We start from the raw sequence: 700 nt of genomic DNA, 5'->3' as shown, positions 1-700 counted from the left end.
GCGTGGCACATAGTCGCTGAGAAGCGCATCGTGGTGATTCACCAATAGTGACTAATGTAATTATCTCAAGGTGCTATCAGAGATGGTCTCGCAACTCAGGAATTGGCGAGCTGGCTTCACAATGCAAGACGGCCATCACCCGGATGTCATAATGATCTTCCAGTCGTTCCTGATCCGGCTTGGAAAGCATGCCGTTGGTGATTACCACGGCCTTTTCCATCGCGCGGCCACCAGCGCCAGCTTCTGCACGCAGGCATTCTACTAACGCCCGATATTCCGGACGCTGCTGCTGCACGTAGGCCAGCTGTTCGAAAGCGTGCGGGATATCACCGGCACCTTTTAGTTCGACGAGCAGAGCTGCTTGGCGTTGATTGCCCTGCCAGAGGAAGAGGCCATCGCATTTCAGTTGGTTGTCGCACAATACGCAGCCATCGAGTACCACTGCGACAGCCTGCTCCCCTGTCTTGGGTGTCAGCCGGACTTGCTTGCCCTGTTCACCTAGTGTGAGTTCTCCGCGGCACAGCGCCTGAGTGTTGCCCATCCTTCGACACACGCAGTCCTGATAATCGCTTAGGTTCATGCCCCGCGATGCTCCCACTCGATATCCCGCATCTCGTCATAGAGGTGATTGATGGCATTGAAGTGGCTGAGTAGCTTGTCATCGAGCAGCCCCAGGTCGGCAGCCATCAGCGACTGGGTC

General features: G+C 56.0%; 1 protein-coding gene. It reads right to left on the bottom strand.

What is annotated here, in order from left to right:
* Positions 1-76 precede the first annotated feature (76 nt).
* Positions 77-580 (bottom strand): hypothetical protein, encoded by a 504-nt coding sequence (locus OP495_RS18625; RefSeq protein WP_280571270.1) that lies wholly within the window; start codon positions 578-580, stop codon positions 77-79.
* Positions 581-700 lie beyond the last annotated feature (120 nt).

Source organism: Chromohalobacter sp. 296-RDG (genome assembly GCF_029889885.1).
In the GTDB taxonomy this organism is placed as follows: domain Bacteria; phylum Pseudomonadota; class Gammaproteobacteria; order Pseudomonadales; family Halomonadaceae; genus Chromohalobacter.
The sequence above is the reverse complement of the archived record's forward strand: the minus strand, read 5'-3'. Positions and strand labels throughout refer to the sequence as shown.